The sequence below is a fragment of the Streptomyces sp. Tu 2975 genome (assembly GCF_009832925.1).
In the GTDB taxonomy this organism is placed as follows: Bacteria; Actinomycetota; Actinomycetes; order Streptomycetales; family Streptomycetaceae; genus Streptomyces.
This window is the reverse complement of the sequence record NZ_CP047140.1, coordinates 7,301,066-7,324,281: the sequence shown is the minus strand read 5'-3', so window position 1 is coordinate 7,324,281 and position 23,216 is coordinate 7,301,066. Positions and strand designations below refer to the sequence as shown.

At 70.6% G+C, this 23,216-nt stretch carries 15 protein-coding genes and 5 pseudogenes; 17 read left to right on the top strand and 3 right to left on the bottom strand.

Annotated features, from left to right (window positions below):
* The first annotated feature begins 33 nt into the window (after window positions 1–33).
* The 3 genes from GLX30_RS32805 (at window position 34) to nagB (ending at window position 2,784) form a co-directional block, all read left to right on the top strand.
* On the top strand, window positions 34–543 hold the full coding sequence (locus GLX30_RS32805) for a GNAT family N-acetyltransferase (protein ID WP_159694537.1): 510 nt from the start codon (window positions 34–36) through the stop codon (window positions 541–543).
* A gap of 267 nt (window positions 544–810) precedes the next feature.
* Entirely contained in the window at window positions 811–1,578 is a 768-nt protein-coding gene (map, locus tag GLX30_RS32800; protein ID WP_159694536.1) for a type I methionyl aminopeptidase, read from the top strand.
* 420 nt (window positions 1,579–1,998) lie between these two features.
* Window positions 1,999–2,784, top strand: a complete 786-nt coding sequence (gene nagB / locus GLX30_RS32795; protein ID WP_159694535.1) for a glucosamine-6-phosphate deaminase — start codon at window positions 1,999–2,001, stop codon at window positions 2,782–2,784.
* Between the two features lie 64 nt (window positions 2,785–2,848).
* On the opposite strand, the pseudogene GLX30_RS32790 reads toward nagB, so the two are convergent.
* The 3 genes and pseudogenes from GLX30_RS32790 to GLX30_RS32785 all read right to left on the bottom strand — a co-directional run.
* A pseudogene (locus GLX30_RS32790) lies at window positions 2,849–3,700 on the bottom strand (ThuA domain-containing protein); the annotation flags it as partial.
* Between the two features lie 23 nt (window positions 3,701–3,723).
* Window positions 3,724–4,011 (bottom strand): carbohydrate-binding protein, encoded by a 288-nt coding sequence (locus tag GLX30_RS35675; protein ID WP_244258369.1) that lies wholly within the window; start codon window positions 4,009–4,011, stop codon window positions 3,724–3,726.
* Window positions 4,002–5,244: pseudogene (locus GLX30_RS32785) on the bottom strand (PQQ-dependent sugar dehydrogenase); the annotation flags it as partial. The pseudogene GLX30_RS32785 and the gene GLX30_RS35675, both read right to left, overlap by 10 nt.
* Before the next feature lie 739 nt (window positions 5,245–5,983).
* Here GLX30_RS32785 and GLX30_RS32780 point away from each other — a divergent pair.
* From GLX30_RS32780 to GLX30_RS32720, 14 genes and pseudogenes are all read left to right on the top strand, one after another.
* Window positions 5,984–7,833 (top strand): annotated as a pseudogene (locus tag GLX30_RS32780) (phage tail sheath C-terminal domain-containing protein).
* Window positions 7,834–7,870: 37 nt separating this feature from the next.
* Window positions 7,871–8,395 (top strand): phage tail protein, encoded by a 525-nt coding sequence (locus GLX30_RS32775; RefSeq protein WP_159694533.1) that lies wholly within the window; start codon window positions 7,871–7,873, stop codon window positions 8,393–8,395.
* A gap of 26 nt (window positions 8,396–8,421) precedes the next feature.
* Window positions 8,422–9,186 carry a hypothetical protein gene (locus GLX30_RS32770; protein WP_159694532.1) on the top strand — a complete coding sequence of 255 codons (765 nt, stop codon included), beginning with the start codon at window positions 8,422–8,424 and terminating at the stop codon, window positions 9,184–9,186.
* Entirely contained in the window at window positions 9,179–9,895 is a 717-nt protein-coding gene (locus GLX30_RS32765; protein ID WP_159694531.1) for a hypothetical protein, read from the top strand. Before GLX30_RS32770 ends, GLX30_RS32765 begins: the two co-directional genes overlap by 8 nt.
* Window positions 9,896–9,899: 4 nt before the next feature.
* Window positions 9,900–10,781, top strand: coding sequence for a DUF4255 domain-containing protein (locus GLX30_RS32760; protein WP_159694530.1), 882 nt, complete (start codon window positions 9,900–9,902; stop codon window positions 10,779–10,781).
* Window positions 10,782–10,814: 33 nt separating this feature from the next.
* A complete protein-coding gene (locus GLX30_RS32755) occupies window positions 10,815–12,971 on the top strand; it encodes an AAA family ATPase (protein ID WP_159694529.1) in 2,157 nt (718 codons plus the stop codon).
* The gene (locus tag GLX30_RS32750) at window positions 12,962–13,258 is read left to right on the top strand and encodes a hypothetical protein (protein ID WP_159694528.1); all 297 of its coding nucleotides are present in this window, start codon (window positions 12,962–12,964) and stop codon (window positions 13,256–13,258) included. Before GLX30_RS32755 ends, GLX30_RS32750 begins: the two co-directional genes overlap by 10 nt.
* A complete protein-coding gene (locus tag GLX30_RS35980; RefSeq protein WP_279632619.1) occupies window positions 13,255–15,543 on the top strand; it encodes a DUF4157 domain-containing protein in 2,289 nt (762 codons plus the stop codon). The genes GLX30_RS32750 and GLX30_RS35980 overlap by 4 nt, the downstream gene beginning before the upstream one ends.
* A 244-nt stretch (window positions 15,544–15,787) precedes the next feature.
* On the top strand, window positions 15,788–19,687 hold the full coding sequence (locus tag GLX30_RS34510) for a hypothetical protein (protein ID WP_167306891.1): 3,900 nt from the start codon (window positions 15,788–15,790) through the stop codon (window positions 19,685–19,687).
* 25 nt (window positions 19,688–19,712) lie between these two features.
* The gene (locus tag GLX30_RS32740; protein ID WP_159694527.1) at window positions 19,713–20,420 is read left to right on the top strand and encodes a hypothetical protein; all 708 of its coding nucleotides are present in this window, start codon (window positions 19,713–19,715) and stop codon (window positions 20,418–20,420) included.
* Window positions 20,417–21,111, top strand: a pseudogene (locus GLX30_RS32735) (hypothetical protein). The gene GLX30_RS32740 and the pseudogene GLX30_RS32735 overlap by 4 nt, the downstream one beginning before the upstream one ends.
* A gap of 5 nt (window positions 21,112–21,116) precedes the next feature.
* Window positions 21,117–21,499, top strand: a pseudogene (locus GLX30_RS32730) (hypothetical protein).
* The gene (locus tag GLX30_RS32725; protein WP_159694526.1) at window positions 21,492–22,631 is read left to right on the top strand and encodes a hypothetical protein; all 1,140 of its coding nucleotides are present in this window, start codon (window positions 21,492–21,494) and stop codon (window positions 22,629–22,631) included. The pseudogene GLX30_RS32730 and the gene GLX30_RS32725 overlap by 8 nt, the downstream one beginning before the upstream one ends.
* Window positions 22,632–22,669: 38 nt before the next feature.
* Window positions 22,670–23,197 (top strand): phage baseplate assembly protein V, encoded by a 528-nt coding sequence (locus GLX30_RS32720; protein WP_159694525.1) that lies wholly within the window; start codon window positions 22,670–22,672, stop codon window positions 23,195–23,197.
* The last annotated feature ends 19 nt before the right edge of the window (window positions 23,198–23,216 follow it).

Here is a 23,216-nt window from a genome sequence, read left to right as displayed (position 1 = left end):
ACCCGCGGCGGGTCGGCGAGAACAATGGGGGCCATGCGCATCCGAGCAGTCCGCACCGGAGAACTGTCCGTACTCCAGGACATCGAACGAGCCGCGGGACAGTGCTTCCGCGACATCGGCATGCCCGAGATCGCCGACGACCCGCCCCTGCCGGTCCCGGAGCTCGCCCGCTATCAGCACTCCGGAAGGGCCTGGGCCGCCGTGGACCGGGCAGATGTCCCGGTCGCCTACCTCATCGCCGACCACGTCGACGGCAACCTCCACGTCGAGCAGGTGTCGGTGCATCCGGACGCCTCACGCCGAGGGGTCGGCCGCTCCCTGCTGGACCACCTCGCGGCCCGGGCGGCGGCCGATGGCATTCCCGCGCTGACCCTGACCACGTTCGCGGACGTCCCGTGGAACGCCCCGTACTACACGCGCTGCGGCTTCCTCCCCCTGCCCGAGAGCACGCTCGGCCCGAGGCTGCGCACCATCCGCGAACGGGAAGCGGAACACGGCCTCGACCGATGGCCCCGCGTGGCCATGCGCCGAGGCGTCGGCTGAGCCGGCCCCGCCCCCGCCCCGCTGAGCAGGAGGGGCAGGGGCCGCCGGCGGGAGGTGTCCTGTACGGACTGCCGTCGGCTCCGGAAGGTCATGGAGCGCCTCGTCCAGGGGAGTTCGGCTCTCGCCTGCGGCTCTGCGGTCGTGGTCGGTGCTGCCGCGCGTCAGGGACGTCCGCTCTCCCCGTCGGTCGGCGAACCCCCATACACCCGTGATACTAATACCGGTATAAGTATTGGGAAGCGTCGTATCGCAGGGAGTGCAGGACACATGGTGGAGATCAAGACCGACACGGCCCTGGAGGCGATGCGGGAAGCCGGACGCGTCGTGGCCCACGCACTCGCGGCCGCCCGCGCAGCGGCAGCCGTCGGAGTTCGCCTGCGGGAGCTCGACGAAGCCGCCCGTACCGTTCTCACCGAGGCCGGAGCGCGCTCTCCGTTCCTCGGCTACCAGCCCTCCTTCGCCCCCGTCCCCTTCCCCGCCGTACTGTGCGTGTCCGTCAACGACGCCGTCGCGCACGGCATCCCCGACGACTACCGCCTGCGCGACGGCGACCTGGTCAGCGTCGACTGCGGCGCCGAGCTCGAAGGCTGGACCGGCGACGCCGCGGTCAGTTTCACCGTCGGCACTCCTCGCCCCGCCGACCTCGAACTCATCGCCGCCACCCAGCAGGCGCTGGACGCCGGCATCACCGCCGCTACGGTCGGTCACCGCATCGGAGACATCTCCCACGCCATCAGCACGGTCGCCCGCAAGGCCGCCTGCGGCATGCCGGCCGACTTCGGCGGCCACGGCATCGGCCGCCAGATGCACGAGGACCCCCACGTCCCCAACCACGGACGACCCGGCCGCGGCTTCCCTCTGCGCCACGGTCTCACTCTCGCCATCGAACCCATGCTCATGGCCGGAGGACGCAACGACTACTACACCGACCGCGACGGATGGACCCTGCGCACGATCGACGGCAGCCGCGCCGCCCACATCGAGCACACCATCGCCATCACCCAGGACGGCCCCCGCATCCTCACCCTGCCCTGACCTCGGATCCGCTCACCCGACAGCCGGACCCATCGGCCACTCCGGAGGCCACGCCTCTCCGAACGCCCCGGGCCCGTTCGGAAAGCTTGGCCTGTGCGACCGTGGGTGCGTCTCCAGGAACCCGACCGGGCCGACGTGGCCGGCAGAGCCCCATGGAGGGAAGTCCTGTGACAGCGCCACACCCACCGTCTCCGCGAGCCATGGGCTCGGCTTCGTCGGCGCGCTCGGGACAGCGATCGCAGAACCGTGGGAGGCGCTGCCTCAAGTGGAGCGTCTTCCGGACAAGCCGGCGGCGAGAGCTCCGATCTTGGCTCGTTGCGGACCTCTCACCCTGTCCACATGCTGTCAGGACAGGACAGGACGCCCTCTCAGCAGGTAGATTGGTCTACACCACTGAGCGCTTCAGAGACAGGGATCTTCGTGGAAGTTGTCATCGTTCCGGATTCCGCCGCGGGCGGCGAGCTCATCGCCGAAGCCATGGCCGACCTGCTGCGACGCAAGCCCGACGCCCTTCTCGGCGTCGCCACGGGGTCGACCCCGCTCCCGATCTACCAGGCCCTCGCGGCGAAGGTCGCGAACGAGGAGGTGGACGCCTCCCGCGCCCGTGTCTGCCAGCTCGACGAGTACGTCGGCCTGCCGGCCGGGCACCCGGAGTCCTACCGCTCGGTGGTGCTGCGCGAGGTCGTTGAGCCGCTCGGGCTGGACCAGGCCTCCTTCATGGGTCCCGACGGCTCGGCAGAGGACGTCGCCGCTGCCTGCATCGCGTACGACCGCGCGCTCGCGGAGGCCGGCGGCGTGGACCTCCAGCTGCTGGGCATCGGCACGGACGGCCACATCGGGTTCAACGAGCCGTGCTCCTCGCTCGCCTCCCGCACCCGCATCAAGACGCTGACCCGGCAGACCCGGGTGGACAACGCCCGCTTCTTCGACGGCGACATCGAGCAGGTCCCCCACCACGTCATCACCCAGGGCATCGGCACCATCCTGGAGGCCCGCCACCTGGTGCTGCTCGCCACCGGGGAGGCGAAGGCGGACGCAGTGGCGCTCGCCGTCGAAGGCCCGCTCTCCGCGCTGGTGCCCGCCTCCGCGCTGCAGTTGCACCCGCACGCCACCGTCGTCGTCGACGAGGCGGCGGCGGCCGGGCTGAAGCTCGCCGACTACTTCCGCGCCACCTACGCGGCGAAGCCGGACTGGCAGGGCATCTGAGCGGTCGGCCCAGGACAGCGGGCGGCGGCCGGGACAGGCCGCCGCGCGCCGCGCGCGTTCACGTCACACCCGCACCCGACGAAAACGCCTCACCCTCGACGGCCACCGGTTCCGGTCCGCCGTCTCCGGAGCCGCAGTCGGCGGGTGCGACCCCGGCCGCGTAGCGGATGCCGCCGAGCAGGAGGGCGCGGAAGGCGGGATCCCCGTACGACTCGGCGGTGTGGCCGAGCCCGGTGTAGAAGGAGCGGCCGGCGCCCTGCGGGTGGCACCAGGTGATCGGATGGCCGGCCCCCATCTCGCCGCCGTTGTAGGACGATTCGTCGAGGCTCTGCAGGACTCGGACGTCGGGGCGCGGATCGGTGCGGTAGTTGTACCACTCGTCGGTGCGGGTCCATTCCGCCCCGAGATGAGCGGTCGCCGGGTGGCTGCGGTCCTCGTTCCGGATGGTGGCCTGCTGAATGGCGGGGTGGCTCTTGAAGCGGGCCCCGACGAGCTGCTCGTAGTGGGCCCACTCGTACTCGGTGTCGGCCGCCGCGTGCACGCCGACGAAGCCGCCGCCCGCCTCGACGTACGCCCCGAGAGCGTTCTGCTGGGCGTCGCCGAGGACGTCACCGGTGGTGTTGAGGAAGACCACCGCCTCGTATCCGGCGAGGCCCTCCGGTGTGAAGGCCGAGCTGTCCTCGGTGGCCGTGACGGTGAAGTTGTTCGCGGCGCCGAGCGTGCGCAGCGACGTGATGCCGGTCGGGATCGAGTCGTGGCGGAAGCCGGCCGTCTTGGAGAACACAAGGAGCTGATAGGCGGGGTCGGCAGCCTGTACGTCCGCGCCGGGGACGGCGACCGCGGCGCCGGCTCCCAGGGCGAGTGCCGCGACGACGGCCGGCAGCCGGCGCCTCGGGCGTCCCGAGGATGTGCGCATCGCTGTCTCCTCTCCTCCCGCTGTCACGCGAGGGTGAAGCTGTCGATGTCGAACAGGGCTCCGGCTCCGCCGGTGAAACGCAGGAACAACGGACCGGTACCCGTGCCCGTCAGCGCCGACGACACCCGCGCGGTGAACGACGTGGCACCCACCGTCGACACCGACGAGTACCCCACCCAGTCACCGTGGTCGACATAACCGAGCGTCGCACCCCCACTGGCACCCGCATGCCCCGCCACCTGCACAGCCGCACCCGACGAAAACGCCTCACCCTCGACGGCCACGTCGGGGTTCCCGGAGCCGGAGAGCATGAATGCGTCGAGATCGAAGAGGTTGCCCTGTAACCGGCCCGCACCTCGAGGGTGCCGCCCGCGCCGCCGGACGAGACCCGGGCGGTGAAGCCTTCGGCGTCGCTCAGGTGGTAGGGCTCGAACGAGATCCAGTCGCCGTCGTCGGTGAAGCCGACGGTCCTGCCGCCCTCCGCGCACCCGTGGTCGGCTGTCCGAATGCCCGAATGCCCGACTGCCCGCCGAAGTGCTCGGCCTGCCGGTGGCGGGGCTGAAGGATCCGCACACTGTGTGCCGTCAGCCCGACCCGGTCGGTGTACTCGGCGTCGAGGACGCCGTACAGGTTCGCCGCGCTGTCGTACTCGCCGTCCGTGGGAATGGTGAGCGTGCCGGAGCAGCCGTTCTTCGAGGTGATCTCGTGTCGGTGGCTGTCGTGCCCGAGGAGGTAGGCGACCTTCGAAGTCGGTGTGTCCATGACCTGCGTGCCGGTCCTGCCGCCGGGGCCGCGGGCCCCGTCCGCGCCGCCGGCGTCAGGGCCGTAGTCGCCGAGATAGACGGTGCCGGTGGCCTTGTCGACGGACATCCGGAACGGGTTGCGGAACCCCATGGCGTAGATCTCGGGCCGGCTCCTCGCGGTGCCCGGGGGAAGAGGTTGCCCGGCGGGACCGTGCAGCCGCCGGTGGGCGTGGGCTTGATACGCAGGACCTTGCCGCGCAGGTCCGCGGTGTTGCCGGAGGAGCGCTGGGCGTCGAACTGCGGGTTGCGGACGGGACGTTCGTCGATCGGCGCATATCCGGACGACTCGAACGGGTTGATGTCGTCGCCGGTGGTCAGGTAGAGGTTCCCGGCGGCGTCGAAGTCGATGTCGCCGCCGACGTGGCAGCACTGCCCGCGGTCGTTGGGGACCTCGAGGACGACCTTCTCGCTCGCCATGTCGAGGGTGTTGTCGGCACGGAGCGCGAAACGGGACAGGTTGAGACGGCCCTTCCACGGCTCGAAATCGGCCGCGGTGCCGGTGGCCGGCGCGTCCCCCGCGGGGGTGTTCAGCCTGGGCGAGTAGTAGAGATAGGCGTACCTGTTGGCGGCGAATCCGGGATCGGCCGCCACGCCCTGGAGGCCTTCCTCGTCGTGGGTGTAGACGTCCAGCCGGCCGACGACCTTGCTGTTGCCCGCGGCGTCGGTGTGGCGGACCGTGCCGTCGCGGACGGTGTGCAGCACGGCGCGGTCGGGCAGCACGGCCAGCGACATGGCCTCGCCCGGCAGCACGAGCGCGCACACCGCAAGGCCGAGCGACCACGCCCTTGACCTGGTGTGGGGTGTGTCAGGCGCCGTCGCGCATTGCGGGTACGCAGGGCAGCTGTCGGCCGAGCCTCATCAGCCCGCCACCTATGCAGAGTTCTTGCGTTGATCGCGTAACTCCACCGGCTGGATCACGTGTCACAACACCCCGGAGCGGGCAGGCGGTTCACCGCACGTCACCCGCTCGGCCGCCGCCACGCATACCGCACCAACCCACCCTGGCCTCACGCGCAACGGCTCGAACAGCACGGTCGAACTTGCTCACGATCGAGTGAAGCGGTGGACCCATCCCCGCCGACCGAAAGCAAGACGGCGCGCCGAAGGCGGTTCCCGATCGGCCTGAATCACACTTCGCGCGTCCGATTCATGTGAAGCGATCGTGAATTCGTCTCCATATTCGACCCCTCGCACGCCGCTGACCATGCGATCACCGGCCGACGGACATTCACATGCACCATCGGTACCACTGACTCAATCGGTCTCTTGACCCGCAGTTGAGCGACGAACGAGACTCGCAGTGGCACTCATGCATCAGGAGCCACAGGCGCATGCGCCTGCGATTGGCCCTGCGAGACCGATATCGCACGGGGTGTGCGGCGGGGGAAAAAAGCGAAGATCTCGCATGCGTTCTACGTATGCGCGCAATTCTCGACCCCCTCTTCCCATCTCTTGGTGCGCGGAAGGGAATGGAGGGGGAATGCCGACGCACATGGGCTATCCCGGCGTATACATCGAGGAACTTCCCAGCAGCGTCCGTACCATCGCCTCGGTCACCACCTCGGTGACCGCGTTCGTGGGGCACACCCGCCGGGGCCCGCTCAACCAGCCGGTGCGCATCACGAGTTTCGCGGACTTCGAGAGGCGGTTCGGCGGCCTCACCGCCCAGAGCGCCGTCGGCTACGCGGTGCACCAGTTCTTCGGCAACGGCGGCACGGTGGCCGTCGTCGTCCGTGTGGCCAAGGCCGGCACCGGCGAAGAGGCATGCGTCACGCTCGACTCCACCGAGGGGCGCAGCGAGTGCCCGGTGCTCGAGGTGCACGCTAAGGAACCAGGAGTGTGGGGTTCCGGCCTGCGGGTGGCCGTGGACCACGACACGCCCACGCCGGACAAGACGTTCAACCTGCATGTCCTGGACGCGCGAGGCGACGCGCGGGAGACCTTCACCGGACTGTCGATGCACTCCGGACACGGCCGCTTCGCGGAGACCGTGGTGAACGCGGGCTCGTCGCTGGTGCGGGTGAAGGTCCTGGACGAGGACCGGCCCGACCCGTCGGGCACCGTGTCCAAGCCGTTCGCCGCCGACCTGCCCGACCTGAACGTCGAGGTGAAGGTCAAGATCGGGGACGTGGAGCGGGAGTTCACGTTCTACGAGCCCGATCACGACGGCGAACCGCCGACGGACGTCACCGAACTGGCCCTGCTGCTGGAGCGCAAGCTGCGGGCCCTGCCCGACGCCCCGGGCAAGCACGCCTACGCGGGGGCCGAGGTCACCGCCTTCGGCCGCCGGCTCCAGGTCGTCGCCGGCTCGGTGGACCCCGACGACGTCGTGCGCTTCGTCGGCGAGTGCGCCAACGACCTCGGCCTGGAGGCGTCGGTGAATCCGCCGGTCTTCGCGCTCGGGGCGGCAAGGACGGGGACGCGCCCGGTCCGCGCGACCTCATCGGCAGCGCGACGGAAAAGACGGGCGTGCAGGCGCTGCGCGACGTCGACGACGTCAACCTGCTGGCCCTTCCCGAGCTCGCGGCCTACGCGTCCACGGAGGACATGGTCACCGTGATCTCCGCGGCGGAGCAGTTGTGCCGTGAGCGGCGGATCTTCCTGCTGGTCGACTCGCCGTCGACCTGGGGCAGCGTGGACTCGGCGCGGGCGGGGATCGGTGCGTTCGACTCCGTGCGCAGCGACCACGCGGGCCTGTACTTCCCTCATCTGCAGCTCACGGACCCGCTCACCGGCCGGCTGCGGGCCTTCCCGCCGTCCGGTGCGGTCGCCGGTGTCATCGCCCGCACGGACGGCGAACGCGGTGTGTGGAAGGCGCCCGCGGGAACCGAGGCGCGCCTCGCGGGTGTCCGTTCGCTCACCGTCCGGCTCACCGACCGCGAGAACGGCCTGCTCAACCCGCTGGGCGTCAACTGTCTGCGCACCTTCCCCGTCGTGGGTCCGCTGGTGTGGGGCGCCCGCACGCTCAAGGGCGCCGACGCGCTGGACAGCGAGTGGAAATACGTGCCGGTGCGCCGGCTCGCGCTCCATGTCGAGGAGAGCCTGTACCGAGGCCTGCAGTGGGTCGTCTTCGAGCCGAACGACGAGCAGTTGTGGCAGCAGATCCGGCTGAAGGCGTCGGCCTATCTCAACGACCTGTTCCGCCTGGGCGCGTTCAAGGGCGGCACACCCCGTGAGGCGTACTTCGTGAAATGCGACAAGGACACCACCACGGACGCCGATATCGAGCGGGGTGTCGTGAATGTCGTGATCGGTATCGCGCCGGTCAGGCCCGCCGAGTTCGTGATCGTCAAGATCCAGCAGATGGCCGGCCAGTTCGACCTCTCATAGTCTCCAGGCCCGAGGAAAAGGAACACAAAGGAAACCGATGGCTGAGTTCCAGGTAAACGCCCATCGTTTTGACCCCTACAAGAATTTCAAGTTCCTGGTCCTGTGGGACGGTCGGACGGTCGCGGGCATCAGCAAGATCAGTCCGCTCAAGCGCACCACAGAGGTGGTCAAGCACCGGCACGGCGGCGACCCCAGCTCGCCGCGGAAGTCCCCTGGCCGCTCCGAGTTCGAGGGCGTCACCCTGGAGCGCGGTGTCACCCACGACCCCGAGTTCGACCGATGGGCCAACAAGGTGTGGCAGGTCGGTGCGGGGCTCGGCTCGGAGGTGTCGCTGCGCGACTTCCGCAAGGACATCATCATCCAGGTCCTCAACGAGGCCGGGCAGGTGGCCGTCTCGCACAAGCTATACCGGGCCTGGGTGAGCGAGTACCAGGTCCTCGGTGAGCTCGACGCGAACGCGAACGCCGTCGCCATCCAGAGCGTCAAGCTCGAATGCGAGGGCTGGGAGCGGGACTACGAGGTGCCGGAGCCGGTCGAACCGTCCTTCACTCACCCGGCCTGACCGCGGTCCGCGCGGAGGGGCGAACGATGAACGGTCCCATCGGGGCGTCGGCCGCGGGGCCGGCCGAGCTGCTGGCCGTCTGGGAGACCGGGCTGGCACAGCATCCGTCCGACCGCTCACTGCTGCTCCACCGGGCCGCCAGGCCCGGTGCCGGTACCGACGAACTCCTGTCGGTACCGGTCGGGCAGCGGGAGGCGGACCTGCTCGCGCTGCGCCGTGCGCTGTTCGGCGAGCGTATGCAGGTGCGCGTCGAGTGCGGCGCCTGCGGCGAGGAGATGGAGTTCGACCTCGACACCCGCGTGCTGGGTGCCGGGGCCGAACTGCCGCGGGAACCACTGCGGGTGACGGACGGCGAGTGGATGGTCGAGTTCCGGCTGCCCACCGTCGCCGATCTCACGGAGGCCGCGACGGCGTCCGGCCCGGCGGAGGCGCGTGGCCTGCTCGTGCGGGCCTGCACGGTACGGGCTTCCAGGCACGGGGAACCGGTCGACGCCGACGCCCTGCCCGGACTGCTGCCCGAGCGGGTGGAGCGGCGGATCGCGGAGGCGGCGGCGGAGGCCGACCCGACGGCGGACGTGCGGCTCACCGTCGCCTGCCCCGAATGCGGCGACGCCACCCCGGCCGAGCTGGACATCACCTCCTATCTGTGGACCGAACTCGACACCTGGGCGCGGGATCTGATGCTCGACGTCCACCTGCTCGCCACCGCCTACGGGTGGAGCGAGCCGGAGATCCTGGCGCTCAGCCCGCTGCGGCGTCGCTACTACCTGGAGCTGTGCGCAGATGTCTGACCACTTCGACCGGCTGCTCGCCCGGTACACGCCGCTGGGTGCGGCCGAGCCCGCGCCGGCGCGTGTGCGGCCGCGTCTGCCCGGACCTTTCGAGCGTGTCGAGGCGCTTCGGTACGGTCCGCCGGACCCGGACGAGCCCGCGGCGCTGATCCCGTCGGCCCCCGCGGCGCCGGCGGCGCCGGCCACGACCGTCCGCCACGAGCACGAGGTGCGCACCGACCGGCACACTGTGGTGCGTACCGAGCGGATCCGGCCGGACGACTCCGCGCGGGCGGGGCGTGCGGCGCCGGAACCGCAGCCGCGGCCGTCGGCCACGGAACGGCCCCACGGACGGCCGGCTCCGCAGAAGCCACCGGCGCGCACCGGGCGTCGCGGCCGCACCGCCGACACCGCGGACACCCCGCCGCCCGCCACGGCGGCCGTCGTCCGGCAGACGGCCGCCGCGGGTCCCGTTCCCGCGGCTGCCACGCCCGTGCCGCGCGGCTCCGACACCGCCGCTGCCCGTGGCGCGGCCCGGGCCTCCGTCGGCCGCCGTGCGCCGAAACCCGCCGAGCGGGTCGTGCATGTGCAGATCGGCCGGCTGGAGGTCAGTGCCGCGCCGCCGCCCGGCCAGGACCGGCGGACGGCAGGCCGCTCCGGCAGGGCCGCGCCGGCACTGACGTTGGACGACTATCTGTCACGCGCCTCACGCGGCGGGAAGAGGGACTGACGACATGAGCAACGCACTCGCCGTCGCGACGGTCACCCAGGCACTGAGCCTGCTCATCGCGGACAATCTCGGACCCGAGATGGACCTCGCCGTCAACGTCGAGACGCGCAAGCCGCCGAACGAGCCTCCCACCGACCCCACCATCACGGTGTTCCTGTACCAGGTGACGCCCAACGCGGCCATGCGCCACGTCGACCTGCCCACCCGCGGCCCGGACGGCACCCTGCGCAAGCGCCCCGCCGCCGCCCTGGACCTGCACTATCTGATCAGCGCCTACGGGGAGGAGGCCACCCTCGTCGGCCAGCGGCTCATCGGATGCGTGATCCGCACGCTCCACGAGATCCCCGTGCTGCCGAAGGACGTCATCGAACTGGCGGCCCAGGCGCCGTACCTGGCGGGCTCCGATCTGGCCGCGTCGACGCAGAAGGTCCGCTTCACACCGACGGTGATGGACATCGACGAGACGTCGAAGCTGTGGGGGATGTTGCATCAGACCCCGTACGCCCTGTCGGTGGCGTACCAGGCGTCGCTGGTGCTGATAGAGGGCCGCGAGCGGCCGGTCCCGGCGAAGCCGGTGACGGAACGGACCGTACGGGTACTGCCGTTCGGCGCGCCGGGTGCGCCGGTGCCGCCCGGCTCCGGCACACCCACAGCCGAGGGCGCCGGGGCCGCGCCCGAGGGGACCGCCGAGCCGGATCGGCCGCCACGGGCAGGGGCGGGCGAGGCGGCGGCCAAGCGGTCCGTACCGGCACGCGCCCGCAAGGAACAGCCTGCCGGCGGGCGGACTCCGGCGAAGCAGGCTGTCAAGCGGGCGTCGGCGTCGGGCCGTTCCCGTAGGGCAGGGGGGCCTGACGAGCCACAGCCGCAGCAGGACGGAAAGAGCTGAGCCGGGGTGTCGCGGACGGGGGCGGGTGAGGACATGGGCACGTACAAGGAGGGCGGCGGCCCCGCCGGGGCGGCGGGCCAAGGCCGCGCGCTGACGTCGGCGATCCAGACAGTCCTGGCCCGTATCGACGCGCACGCGGCGCGGGCGGGGCACCTCGGTGGGCACGCGGGTGGCGGCGCCGCCCGGCCGGACGAGTCTCCTGAGAGCGGGACCCGAGGCGCCGGGACGAGCACGGGCCCGGCGGACGCGGCCCCGGCCACCCGGGCGGAGGACCCCGGTCCGGACCGGGCTGACGCGGACCGGTCGACCGCAGCGGCGGAGCCGCTCGCCGGCCCCGGCGACGCCGTCGCACTGCCCGAGGGCCACCGTGGCGACGCGTCAACCGCCGACGGGCCCACCGCACTCGGCGCGCTCGTGGCCTGCTTCGGACTCAGTTCCTTCGAACGCGACATCGTGCTGCTCGCCGCCGCGGCCGAGCTCGATCCGACGACCGGCGCCCGGTGCGCCGCCGCCTGCGGAGACCCCGAGCGGGCCCATCCCACGTTCTCCCTGGCGCTCGCGGCGCTCGACGCGCCGCACTGGAGCGCGCTGACCCCCGTCGCACCGCTGCGTCGGTGGCGGATCGTCGAGCTCGACGACGAGACCCGGCTCACCACCTCCCGGCTCCGCCTCGACGAGCGCATCCTGCACTTCCTCGCGGGCTCCCCCTACCTGGACTCCCGGCTGCACGGGCTGCTGCGCCGCACCTCCGTCCCTGACTCCCTCCCCGCCTCGTACGACCTTGCGGCGAGCAGGGTCGCGGCCGGCTGGGCGGGCGCGGCCCCGGGGGCGCCGCTGCGGGTGGAGCTGGTCGGCGGGGACCTGCGCAGCCGCGCGGACATCGCCGCGGCGGCCGCCCGCCGTTCCGGGCTCGGCCTGTACGGGATGTCGGCGGCCGACATCCCGGCCGCGCCGGCCGACCGGGACCGGCTGGCCCGGCTGTGGCAGCGCGAGGCGATCCTGCTGCCCGCCGCCCTGCTCGTGGAGGCCGGCGACCTTGACCGTGAACAGGCGGCCGCCGCCGACGTGTTCATCGAGAGCGCCGCCGTACCGCTCGTCGTTTCCAGCCTCGAACCGCGGGCGACGGACCGTCCGAGGGGCGAACGCGTCCTGGTGCCCCCTCTCGACGCCGACGAGCAGCTCGGCGTGTGGACCGACGCGTTCGCGTCGGTGCCCGAGGTGCCGGAGGCCGCCCTCCGTGACCTCGTCGCCCAGTTCTCGCTGCCGCCGCACCTTGTGCGTTCGGCCGGCGCGGCCGTCGCGCGTGACCTGCCCGGCGAGGACGAGCTGGACGCGACGGGGCTCGCCTGGCGTGCCGGCCTCACCGAGGCCCGGATGGGCATGGACGAGCTCGGGCGGCGAATCGAACCGCAGGCCGGTTGGGGCGACCTCGTCCTGTCCGAGCGGCAGCTGAAGATCCTTCGGGAGATCGTGGCGCATGTGCGCCGGCGCCCCACCGTCTATCAGGAGTGGGGCTTCGCCCACACCCTGCGGCGGGGACTCGGCGTCACCGCCCTGTTCGCCGGCGGCTCCGGCACCGGCAAGACGCTGGCCGCCGAGGTGATGGCGAAGGAACTGGGCCTGGACCTGTTCATCATCGATCTGTCCCAGGTGGTCAGCAAATACATCGGTGAGACCGAGAAGAACCTGCGAAAGGTCTTCGACGCAGCCGAACGGGGCGGCGCGCTGCTGCTGTTCGACGAGGCCGACGCGCTGTTCGGAAAGCGCAGCGAGGTCAAGGACAGCCACGACCGGTACGCCAACCTCGAGGTGAGCTATCTGCTGATGCGGATGGAGGCGTACCGGGGTCTCGCGATCCTGACCACGAACATGAAGCAGGCACTGGACACGGCGTTCATGCGCCGCATCCGCTTCGTGGTCGACTTCCCCTTCCCCGGGGAGAGCGAGCGGGCCGAGATCTGGCGCCGGGTGCTGCCCGCGCAGGCGCCCATGAAGGACATCGACCCCGAACTGCTGGCCCGGCTGACCGTGGCGGGCGGTTCCATCCGCAACATCGCACTGTCCGGCGCGTTCCTCGCGGCGGAGGAGGGCGAGCGGCTCCGGATGCGTCACATGCTGGAGGCCGCGCGCACCGAATATCTCAAGCTGGACCGCTCCTTGACGCCTTCGGAGGTCCACGGATGGGTCTGAACGAGGCGCCGCGCGAGGCGACCGTGCGGGTGGACATCGGCGAGTTGGCGCTCGACGGATTCGGCCGGGGCGTCGACGCGGAGCGTGTCACCGCGGCGTTCCAGGCCGAACTGACCCGGCTCGTACGGGAACAAGGCGTGCCGCTCGCGGCGGACGGCGGCCGTGCGCTGGACGGGCTCGCGGGGCTGCCGCCGCTGCCCGCGACCGCGTCCGCCCGCCGTCTGGGCCAGGAGCTGGCGCGCGCGGTGCACGCCGGTCTGTCCGGCCGGGGCGAGGTGACGTCATGAGCACCGCCCACTCGCAGGAATCACGCTCGGACCAGGCGGGCAAGCGGCGCAAGCGCAAGGACCGGGACAGGTCCGGCACTGTGGAGCCGAAGAACATCGTCAGCGGTGCGGGACAGCCCCTCGACGTGAGCGTGCGCAGGGAGCTGGAGGAGCAGCTCGGCCACGACTTCGGGCGGGTACGGCTGCACACCGACCGGGACGCGGGCGCGCTCACCGAGATGCTGGGCGCCGACGCGGTCGCCGTCGGCCAGGACATCTTCTTCCGCGAAGGCGCCTACCGGCCCGGCACCGTCGACGGGCAGCGCCTGCTCGCCCACGAGTTGCTGCACACGGTGCAGAACCCGCACGGTCTCGGCACCCTGCGGGCCGGGCGCGACCTGGGCGCGGTGAGCCTGCCGCAGCAGGCGATGGAGCGCGAGGTGGAGTCGGCAGCGCGGGATCTCGTACGGGAAGAGGGTTCGGCCTCCGAGGTGGAGCCGGGGCAGACGACGCCGGGCTGGCTGCGGTACGCCCGCGTGGACGCCGATCGGAACCGGCTGGAGCAGATCGATCCCGCGACGCTGGTGGACCGGCTGACGAACAGTGTCGTGCGGTCGCTGCGGGGCGACCCGGAGGACCGGTCCAAGCGCACCCGGCGGCAGCTCGCCCGGCTGCCGGAGGAGTTGCAGGACAGCGTCCTGGACCGGCTGGAGAGCCGGCTGCTCAGCTCGGAGCACGAGAGGCTGCTGGACATCGTCGACGAGCTCGACGGCGACGAGGAGCAGAAACAGGAACAGGGCTCGCTGGACGCCCCGCACGCCGAGAGCGATCTGTTCGACGAGGTGGCCCTCGAGCGGGAACAGGAGCAGCGGGCCGCGGAGGCGGAGCAGGAGAACCAGGAAAGGCCCGCCCCGGCGCCGGGCCCGGAGAAGGAGCACGCGGACACCGAGGGCGCTCCCGGCAGTACGCCGCAGAACGGCGGTACGGCGCAGGACGGCACGACACCGGAGGGCGGGCACGCCCCGCAGGGCGGCGAGCAGTCGGGCACGGACGGCGGACAGGAGCCGTCCGCGCCCCCCGCCGCCCCTCAGCAGGACCGCTCGGCGGCTGCTGGGGACGGCGCCGGTGGCGGCGGCTCGTCGTCGGGCGGCGCCCCGGCGTCCGGGCAGCCGGCGGGCGAGAAGAAGGAGTCCGGCGCCGAGGGCGGCAAAGAGGGCGAGGAGCAACAGGCCGCCGCCCCGAGCGAGGAGGAGTCCGCGGCGAGGAACCGTCCGGGAGCGGTCGACGCGCTCACGGCGGGGCAGCAGATCAGGCCCGAGGACAAGGCGCGCCAGGACAAGCCCGGTGGATCGCCCACGTCAGCGGGCAGAGGCGTGTCGGACCCCGGCCCGTTCAGCCGGCTCGACGGCGTACGGAACCAGGACCTCGACGGTCCGCAGAACGGGGCCGAGGAGGAACTGTCCGACAGCACCTCGGAGGTGGAGGTCGGTGGCGGGGAGAAGAGCGCCTGGGACATCAAGCTCCAACCGGAGGACTTCCTGCCGGAACAGGACCTCGACGTGTCCGCCGTGCCGACCGCGGACGGCGCCGATCCGGCAGCGGCACCCGCGGTCCCGTCGTTCCCCGCTCCCCCGGTCACCAGGGCCGACAAGGTGCAGGCCGATCGGGACGCGGAGGACGCGGAGGACGCGGCGGCGGAGGCCGAGACCGACGAGGACGACGCCGCCGCACCCGCGGACGCCGAGCCCTCGGCCGACGAGGAGGAGAACGCGCCGGACGGCACGGATCCCGGCGAGGCGGCGCTGGAGCGTGCCGCCGCGGCGCTGCCCGCCCCGGGTCCGGCGTCGAAGGACCCGAAGAGCGGCGCCGACCCGAAGGCGGGGCCCGTCGCGGCTCAGACGGCGGTCCAGGAGAAGCCCGGCACTTCGGAGAGCGGCGACGCGACCCAGGAAGCCGCCGCCAAGGAGGAGAAGGGCACCGCCGCTGCGGGCGACCGCCCGGCCGCCGCGCAGGAGAAGTCGTCGCCGCAGGCGGCGGGCGGCACGGCGGGGCCGGATCCGGTGGCGAAACAGGAGCAGAAGCCGCCGGCCCCGGCTCCCGCGGCCACGGGCGAGCAGGCCGCAGGCGCACCGGCGCCCTCCCCCGCGCGGGACACCCATGTCACCGGCGGGTCCAACGCGGACACGCCCGGCGGGGCGAGCAGCAACGCGGCCGGTGAGGCCGAGGGCCCCTCGCCGGACCCCGCTCCGGCACAGAGCCCGCGGCGCGGCCCGGCACCCGCCCTCCCCCGGCCCCCGCGCCGGTGAAGGCTCCGGCCGACTCGCCGGCCCCGGAGACCGCTCCGTCGCCCAAAGCCGCGCCGTCGAGGCGGGCCGCGCCCGCGCCCAGGACGCCGCAGGGCGGGGGCAGGTCAGGAGGCCGTGGCGGGGCGGCGGCAGCGGCCAAGAAGGCGAAGAAGGACTCCGGCGCGGCGCCGAACCTTTCGGCCGTGTCCCGGAGGCGGGTCTGTCCACCGCCTCGAAGCTGAAGCCCCACAAGGCCCTTGAGGCCATGGGCGGCGTGGGCGGCTCCGTGGACCGCACCGTCGGCGACGAGCACAAGACCCTGGCGTCGGCGCCACCGTCGATGCAGCGCCCGGCGGGCGCTCCGAAGACGCTGGAGGGCAAGCCGAAAGCCGACGCCCCCGCCGAGTACTCCCAGGATCCGGCACTGAAGTCCGAGGCCCCGAAGGACGAGAAGGCCGAGGTCACGGGCGCCAAGGAGCCCGAAGGACAGATCGAGGCGGAGAAGGCGGAGGAGCCCGGAGGCTGGGACACCTTCAAGATGGCCCTCGGCTTCGGCATCGGCAAAGTGCTCAGCTGGGTCGGCTTCGAGGTCGACGCGCAGGAGCTGGCGGCCAAGTTCGCCGGCCTGCCGACCAAGGACGAGGCGCTGAAGCAGGCCCAGGCGGGCAACGCGCCGGGCGTGGAGATGTCGGGTGCCGCCGAGCAGACGGCCGGTGAGCAGGGCACGGCCGTGGACGCCAAGGGCCAGGACACCGTCACGACGGGCCGTGAGGACTCCGCGCGCGGAATGGGCGAGGACCAGGTCTACCCGAATGCTCCGAAGGAGCAGATGAAGGGGAAGGTGCCCGGCCCGGACGGCGGGAAGGCCGGCGTACCCGAAGGGGGCGCGTCGACCGGGGCCGTGCCGCCCGAGGCCGCGTCGGAGGTGGCCGAGCACGACCGTGGCCCGCAGTTCCAGAAGGCGTTCGGCGACGGTCAGAAGGGGATGTCGGAAGGCCGGCAGACCAAGGACAGGGACTTCCGCGACTCGCAGGCGAAGCACAAGGCGAAGGTCGACGCCGAGATCGCGACCAACACGCAGAGCCAGACGGGCGAGCGCGAGAAGGCGCTGAGCGACGTCAACACCCAGCGCGAGGACTGGCGCAAGGAACAGGACGAGGAGCTCAAGAACCTCGGCACCAAGAAGACCGAACGCCACGAGAAGGTCAGGACGGACGTCAAGGACCGGGAGGAGAAGACCGACAAGGACGTCACCAAGGAGAAGGAGGACGGCGACAAGAAGATCAAGGACGAGAACACCAAGGCCGAACGCGACGCGGAGAAGAAGCGCGACGACAGCGTCAGCGAATCGGGCAACTGGATCACCAAGGCCTTCGACTGGATCAAGCAGAAGGTCATCGAGATCAAGGACGCGATCGTCCGCGTCATCAAGGCGGCCCGCGACGCGGTCGTCGGCTTCATCAAGAACTTCAAGGAGACCGTCGAACGCTGGATCAACGAGGCCCGCAAGTTCATCGTCGACACGATCAAGCAACTCATCGACGACCTGATCGAGTTCGCGAAGAACATGGTGCGGGCGGTCATCGAACTGGCCAACCGGATCCGGAAGTTCATCACCTCCCTGATCGAGGCGGCGATCGCCCTCGTCAACAAGCTCGCCACCATGCTGAAGCAGATCATCACCGACCTGCTGGACGCCATCGCCAAACTGCTGAGCGACATCCTGAGCATCCTCAAGAAGATGCTGATGGACGTCCTCAAAGCCGTCGTGGACGCGATCAAGACCGTTCTCGACTATGCCGCGAAACTCCTCAGCGCGCTCGGTGACTTCATGCTCATCGCGGTCGACTTCCTCTCCGACCCGGGCGGCTGGTTGAGCGGCGCGAAGAACTCCGCGGTGGACGGGGCGAAGAACCACCTGTTCCGTGAGGTCCAGGCGGCCGTGAAGTCGTGGTTCCAGTCGAAGATCGAGGAGATCATCGGCATCCCGAAGGCGATCATCGAGAAGCTGATCAAGGGTGGCTACACCCTGGAGAAGATCGTCAAGGAGACATGGGACGCGATCGTCCCGCAACTGCCCTTCATCATCGGCGAGATCGTCATCACCAAGGTCATCGCGAAGCTGATCCCGGGCGCGGGCTGGGCGATGGCCGTCATCGACGCGATCAAGGTCGCGATCGGCGCGCTGGGCGAGATCCTGCGCGCGATCGGCGCGGTCATCACCTGGCTGAAGGCGGTCCGCCAGGGCGGCGCGGGCATTCTCTTCGCGAAGGCGGTCGCGGCGGGCATCGTGGCGCTGCTGGAGCTGGCCTACGAGGCGCTGCTGAGCGGCATCGGCAAGTACGTGGCGAAGGTGGGGCAGCGCCTGAAGGGCGTGGCGGCGAACCTGGGCAAGCCCAAGAACGACAAGGACAAGAGCCCGGCACCGCCGGCCGCGCCCCCCGGCGACAAGGGCGGCCCGGGCAAGGACCAGCAGGACCAGAACCAGCCGGCGGCCACCCCAGCCACCACCCCCAAGAAGCCGACCTCACCCGCCCCGGGCAAGGACAGGACGCCGGGGGCCAGGCCGAAGACCCCGCCTCCTGCGAAGCCGAAGGACACGACGCCGGCCGGACCCAAGCCCTCGAACGGCGACAAGAAGCCGGCCGCGGACAACCGGAACGGCAAGCCGCAGGACCGCACCGACGACAAGCCGGACACCCGCCCGACGCCGTCCCCGAAGCCGAAGGCACCACCGACGCCCCGGCCGAAACCGAAGCCCGACCCGACGCCGACGCCGACCCCGGTGCCCAAGCCGAAGAACGACACCCCGGGCCGGCCGCAGGACAACAAGGACTCCACCCGCCCGAAGGACGACGATGGGCGCCGGACGCCGCCCAAGGACACAGATCCCAGCAAGCCGAAGGACGACAACGACGCGCCTGGCAAACCCGCTAAGCCGAACAAGGCGGACGAGAGAAGGCCCGAGCAGGACCGGGACAGGACCGGCCTGCGCAACAGAAGGCCGGGCGGGTCCGGGCCGGGGAGGCCCAAGTCCAGGTCCGAGAAGGATAGTCGCCGAAACGAAGAGGACTCCAAGAACGCCAGGGAAGACCGGCTGCAGGAGATCATCGCCCGTATCCGCCCCCGACTGCGGGAAAAGCTCAGCCGGGGAATGGATGAGCGCGTTCACGATTCCCTGCTCGACGGCTGGCGCGCTTGGTACCGGCTCACCAGCCTCGACAAGTCGGGATATCCGGACTTCAGGGTAACGGCGAGACTGAACCCGTCAGGGCTGGTGACACCTGGCTACACCGAAGCCGAGGACCAGAGGAAGTACAAGCGGGTCCGCCATGCGGACTACATGAACAACCAGCCGGAACCCGATCTGCCGGAGCCCAGGATTCCTGACTTCCAGGACGGCGTTCTCGCCAGGAACTTCAAAGCGGAGTATCTCAACAAGCATCTCTACAAGAAAAACCCGTCGGACACCGGAATCAGCCAGCACGCGGGCGCGGCAGATATTCAGGAACCCATCGGATTCCGGTACATCAACAAGTACGACCTCAACCGGAACAGAAGCAACTCGTGGGTGCGCATGCATCTGCTCACCGAGCGGCTCGGCGGGCCGGCGAAGGGGTCGAATCTCGTGCCGGCACGCAGCAAGGTGAACAACCCGCTCTTCAAGAAGGCGATCGAGGAGTACCCAGAGAAAGCCATATCTTCCGGAACGCGCGAGATGGTCTGGTACCGAATCAACCTGACCTACCACACCGGGGACATACCCGGGTTCCCGCAGTCCATCACCGCCGCATGGGGGACCTACTCCTACGATCGGGCGAAAAAGAAGTGGGACGAAGAACCCGCGATCACCGGCCAGCCCCCCTCCTACACTGTGTCAGGCCTTGAGAAGCCGCCCGCCTTCGACACCGAGAAGAGCCGCATCTACGTGAATCGGGACGACGAGAAGAGAATGCGCCGCATGCTGGACGTGAGCGATTCCTTCTCCAAAGCCATCGTGAGGGTGCGCAAACTCAATCCCAGCGACACGGGCCCCAGCAACATCATTGACCTGACGAACCGTCTGATCGCCGATCCCGGTAGGCGCCGCATCGGCGACTTCGACAGAGGGATCGGCCAGCTCATCAGACTCGACGCCCAGGGAAACATTCGGTACCGGGGCTAGCACCATCCCTGCGAGAGGAGTCCGCATGCGGAAACCAACTGAGATCGAATCGGCTCACATCGCCTCGGTAGACGAGATCCTCGCCTGCGACCTGATGACCGTCGAGGACCACGAGATGGAGGAGCTGGGGGAGCAACTCGAGGCAGCACCAGGAGTCTTCTTGCTCCTGCCGGAGTGGAAGGACGTGCCTCTCGGGTCCGAACTCGCACGACGAACGCCGCGCTTCAACGGACTCGGCTGCCGCTGGCGTACGAAAGAGCCATTGGCACCGTTCGAAGGCGAGTTCTGGATCACGGATTTGTTCGTCGCTCTGCTGCAGGAGCCGCCTGATCTGGCCTGGGAAGGGACACCGGCTGAAGAGAGCGCCCTGTACGAGCAGTTCCGGGTTGTCGACTCGACCCCGGTCGCCGCAACAGGCCAGTTCACTGCAGTTCGCGTCCAACCCGGCGTCGCCCCGCTGGAGCTCTGGTACTACGACATGGACCTCAACACGGTCGAGGGTCGCGACCGCCAGTACGTACGCCTGGAGCTGACGTACCCCGACTACCTCGACGCACTGCTACTCACCAAAGGAACCTTCGGGTGGCAGTACTTGTTCGCGGATGTCTCCCTGCGCAGCGAAGGGTTCGAACGCGTCCTCTTCTCGCTGCGGAGCATGGTTGAAGCCTTCCCTCGGCTCTTTCCCGACCACGACTACTCAGACCTGCGCGCCCGCCTGGAGGCCCGCCTGTGACCCGCTACGCCGACATCCCCAAGCCCATCCGCTCCGGCATCGTCGTCGTCGACCCCGAGCGCGGGACGCCGCAGCGCATCATCGTGCTCCAGTTCAACCCGGACACGCTCGAGCGCAGTCTCTCGCCACAGGCCGCCGGAGGGTCCGGTGATGCCGGCGGCGGGGGCAGTGGGTCCGGGGACCGGAACGAGGCACTCCGCCTCAAGGGCCCCGCGCAGGAGACGTGGAAGTTCACCGCCGAGATCGACGCCACCGATCAGTTCGAGGTCGCCGCTCCCGACGGGATCCACCCGAGCTCGCGACTCTCGAGATGCTCGTGCACCCGACGACCGCGCAGTTGCGCGAGGCGTCCCGGCTCACCAAGAAGGGGACCATCGAGATCAGTCCGATCGAGATGCCGTTAACCCTCTTCACCTGGGGGGCCAAGCGCGTCATGCCCGTGCGGCTGACCGAGCTGTCCATCAACGAGTCCGCGTTCGACGTGAACCTGAATCCGATCCGGGCGAGCCTCAGCATCGGCATGAAGGTGCTCAGCGTCAGCGATCTGCCGGCCGGGCACCGCGGTGCGGACCTGTACATGGCGCATCTCGCGCAGAAGGAGCAGCTCGCCAGGGCCGCCCGAAGCGGCGGGCTCGCCGCGCTGGGGCTGGCCGGGCGCAACAGGATCAGCGGCATCACGGGGAGGGCCTGAAGGACATGGCAGAGATCGAGCCGTACGAGAGCGCCCTGGACGCGATACCCGGCGCCCACCCCTACCCTCGCTCCAGCCGCTACCACGACGCCGAGATCGGGGTGCACCGCACTCCCGACGGCAGTGAAGTGCGCTATACCAAACGCCGGTTGCTGCCTCCGCTCGGCGACGGGCGCGCCGACGACGACGAGTCCGCGACGCACACCGTCAGCAGCGACGAGCGTCCCGACCTGCTGGCGCAGCGCTACTTCGGGGACCCCGGCCAGTGGTGGCAGATCGCGGATGCCAATCCGGTGCTGGACCCCGGGAGCTGACCGACGAGGCGGGCCGTGACATCCGGATCCCGCACGCCGGCGGTTTCCCCGCCCCCGGGGACCGGTATGTCTGACCAGCCGGTCGGGCAGGGGCCCGTTCACATCACCCTGCAGACGGGGCCCCGGCTGACCCGACCCGTGCCGCCGGAGGTCGTCGAGGCGCTGCTGTCCGCGCAGATCACGGCGACGGCCGGCGAACGCAGCGGCTTCCAGTTGGCGTTCGACCTCACCAAGACCGGCGCGCTGTCCCGGCGGCTGCTGCCCGAGGGGTTCTTCGACCCGAAGACACGGGTGATCCTCTCGGTGAGCGTGAAGGGCACCCCCGAGGTGCTGCTCGACGGGCTGATAGTGCGTCAGGAGGTCGGGGCCAGCAATCAGCCGGGGCATTCGACGCTGACGGTGACCGGCGAGGACCTGTCGATCCTGATGGACCTCGAGGAGTACACCGACCGGTACCCGAACATGCGGCCGTCGCAGCGGGTCGGGCGGATCCTCGCCAAGTACGCCGACTACGGGATCGAGCCGCGGGTCTACCAGGAGAAGATCGAGCAGCCGCCGCGCGAGCGGCTGCGGGTCGAGTACCAGACGGGGACCGACCTGGGGTACATCACCGAACTGGCCCGGGCCAACGGCTACATCTTCTATCTGGAGCCGGGCCCGCGCCCGGGCGTCTCCACGGCGGTGTGGGGCCCTGAGCGCCGGATCGGGGACCGTCAGCACGCCCTGAACGTGAACATGGACGCCAACTCCACGGTGGACCAGCTGACGTTCGCCTACGACGGGACAGCCCGCGAGGAACCGCAGGCACGGGTGCAGAACATGGCCACCCGGGACAGCCTGCTGCTCCCGCAGCCGGACATCGGGCCGTTGCGTCCGCCGCTGGGGCGCCGGGCGACACCCGCGCTCCGGCGTCGGCGGCTGTCCGGCACGGCCAAGATGGAGTCGGAGCAGGCGCAGGCCGAACTGCTGGCGCGTGCCGCGCTGTCCGCCGACGCGATCTCCGGTTCGGGCTCGCTGGACGTCAACCGGCACGGGTACATCCTGCGACCGCGCGAGCTCGTCGGCGTCCGCGGCGCCGGGGTGACGTACGACGGCGACTACTACGTGAAGTCCGTGACGCACAACATCAGGCCCGGCTCGTACCAGCAGAACTTCACGCTCTCGCGCGAGGGGCTCATCGCCCGCAGCGGCACCGTGCGGCCGTAGACGCGCACCAAGGACCAGGGGACCAGGAGTAACCACGCATGGCTGCAGGACCGAACAACCGGTTTCTCGGCAAGTTCCGGGGGCGGGTGGTGAGCAACGACGATCCGCTGAGGATCGGCCGCGTCACGGTGCAGGTGCCGGACGTTCTCGGCAACGAGACCTCCACCTGGGCGCTGCCGTGTCTGCCCTTCACGGGGCCGGGCTCGGGGCAGTACGTCGTGCCCGCGAGCGGGGCGGGGGTGTGGGTGGAGTTCGAGCAGGGCGACCCCAGCTACCCGATCTGGACGGGTTGTTGGTACGGCGACAGCGCGGAGCTGCCGCCGGACGCGCTCACGGGCGGTCCGGCGCACCAGAACGTGGTGATCCAGACGTCCGACAAGCACAAGTTGGTGATGGGCGACGTCCCTGGCGGCCACGGCATCAGGCTCCAGGCCGAGAGCGGCGCGTACATCCAGGTCGACGAGAAGGGCGTGACGATCGCCAACGGCCAGGGCGCCTCGATCGTGCTCAGCGGCGCCGAGGTCAATGTCAACGACGGCCGGCTGATCGTGCCGGGCAAGCAGTGACCGACAACGGGGAGAGAAA

Bases quoted from the DNA above. Each gene is read 5' to 3' on its own strand.
- GLX30_RS32805 (WP_159694537.1), top strand. From the start codon at position 34: ATGCGCATCCGAGCAGTCCGCACCGGAGAACTGTCCGTACTCCAGGAC.
- map (WP_159694536.1), top strand. From the start codon at position 811: ATGGTGGAGATCAAGACCGACACGGCCCTGGAGGCGATGCGGGAAGCC.
- GLX30_RS35675 (WP_244258369.1), bottom strand. From the start codon at position 4,011: ATGCTCTCCGGCTCCGGGAACCCCGACGTGGCCGTCGAGGGTGAGGCG.
- GLX30_RS32775 (WP_159694533.1), top strand. From the start codon at position 7,871: ATGGCTGAGTTCCAGGTAAACGCCCATCGTTTTGACCCCTACAAGAAT.
- GLX30_RS32770 (WP_159694532.1), top strand. From the start codon at position 8,422: ATGAACGGTCCCATCGGGGCGTCGGCCGCGGGGCCGGCCGAGCTGCTG.
- GLX30_RS32765 (WP_159694531.1), top strand. From the start codon at position 9,179: ATGTCTGACCACTTCGACCGGCTGCTCGCCCGGTACACGCCGCTGGGT.
- GLX30_RS32760 (WP_159694530.1), top strand. From the start codon at position 9,900: ATGAGCAACGCACTCGCCGTCGCGACGGTCACCCAGGCACTGAGCCTG.
- GLX30_RS32755 (WP_159694529.1), top strand. From the start codon at position 10,815: ATGGGCACGTACAAGGAGGGCGGCGGCCCCGCCGGGGCGGCGGGCCAA.
- GLX30_RS32750 (WP_159694528.1), top strand. From the start codon at position 12,962: ATGGGTCTGAACGAGGCGCCGCGCGAGGCGACCGTGCGGGTGGACATC.
- GLX30_RS35980 (WP_279632619.1), top strand. From the start codon at position 13,255: ATGAGCACCGCCCACTCGCAGGAATCACGCTCGGACCAGGCGGGCAAG.
- GLX30_RS34510 (WP_167306891.1), top strand. From the start codon at position 15,788: ATGGGCGGCGTGGGCGGCTCCGTGGACCGCACCGTCGGCGACGAGCAC.
- GLX30_RS32740 (WP_159694527.1), top strand. From the start codon at position 19,713: ATGCGGAAACCAACTGAGATCGAATCGGCTCACATCGCCTCGGTAGAC.
- GLX30_RS32725 (WP_159694526.1), top strand. From the start codon at position 21,492: ATGTCTGACCAGCCGGTCGGGCAGGGGCCCGTTCACATCACCCTGCAG.
- GLX30_RS32720 (WP_159694525.1), top strand. From the start codon at position 22,670: ATGGCTGCAGGACCGAACAACCGGTTTCTCGGCAAGTTCCGGGGGCGG.